Genomic DNA, 1158 nt, shown 5'->3' with positions numbered 1-1158 from the left:
GGGATGTCTTCTTCGCTGCTGCATTGATGATAGAAAACCACATCATCAATTTGGCCATGATCGGCCAAATAACGAAGCATCGACAACATTGGCGTAATGCCGCTGCCTGCAGACAAAAGCAGTAACGGGTGAGTTGGATTCGCTTCTAAGTAGAACGCACCATCTGGATTTTGAGCAACCAAAGTATCACCCACTTGAAAGTGATCATTTAACCAGTTAGAGATTTGGCCATCGTCCACTCGCTTCACTGAAATCGCTAAACGACCCGCTCGTGAAGGGCTAGAAGATAACGTGTAACGACGAGAAACCTTCTCGCCATTAATCACCATCTCAATCGGCAGATGTTGCCCAGGCTGATAACTTGGTAGTGAGTGGTTCTCTTTGGCAGGCTCTAACCAAAAGGTCGTAAAGTCACGAGCGATCTCTTCACGCTCAACACATGTTAAATGTAACGACTCAACCCAAGTGTCTTCATAGTGTTCTTTCTCTTTGGTTTCGAGTACTTCAACCACATCACCCGCTTTAACCAAACCTTCATTTTTAGCCACAAGATTCTGACCAAAGAAAACGCCACCACGCTCGTTAGCTCTGAATGTAGAGAAGGTATTAAGAGGCTCTTTTGTTGCTCTAAATTCGCCACGCTCAACATCAACTGTCGTTAGGATACAACGCTCACAAGGCTTCACCGCTTCGAACTCAACCTCACCGATACGGATACGCTTCCAACCATCTTCAGCAAAGGCTTCGGTATTCGAAACAACAAAGTTGGTGCGGAACTGATCCATCGAGTGAACTTCAGGGCTGCGGCGATTAAGCTCATCTAGAGAGGCTTGGCTGATCACTAACATTGGATAGCCGTCAGCGAAACTGACATTATGGCCAAGCTTTTCACGAACACGATTCGATTGCTCGCCAGAAAACAGTAGCTCAACGCGCACGCCCAACACATCACTGAACCAATCATCGGCTTCATCACATGTCGTGTATGCCGTGAAGCTGTCTTTCCACACCGTTGCTGGCGCTTCTTGCATCTTGAAATTTGCATACTTTAGACGCAAAGGCTCTTTGCCTTCATAAGTGAAGATCAAACCGTCAGGCTGCAAGCTTGAAGATACCTTGACCATTTTAGGGTACTTACGCGCCGTCACCATTGAGCCG

1 protein-coding gene is annotated in these 1158 nt (G+C 46.9%); it reads right to left on the bottom strand.

The window, feature by feature from the left end; genetic code table 11:
• Window positions 1-1158: MOSC domain-containing protein (locus tag AB4496_RS17195; protein WP_372131462.1), on the bottom strand; the 1158-nt coding region annotated here is incomplete at both ends.

It is taken from the genome of Vibrio sp. 10N.222.46.A1 (assembly GCF_041473595.1).
In the GTDB taxonomy this organism is placed as follows: domain Bacteria; phylum Pseudomonadota; class Gammaproteobacteria; order Enterobacterales; family Vibrionaceae; genus Vibrio; species Vibrio tasmaniensis_A.
The sequence above is the reverse complement of the archived record's forward strand: the minus strand, read 5'-3'. Positions and strand labels throughout refer to the sequence as shown.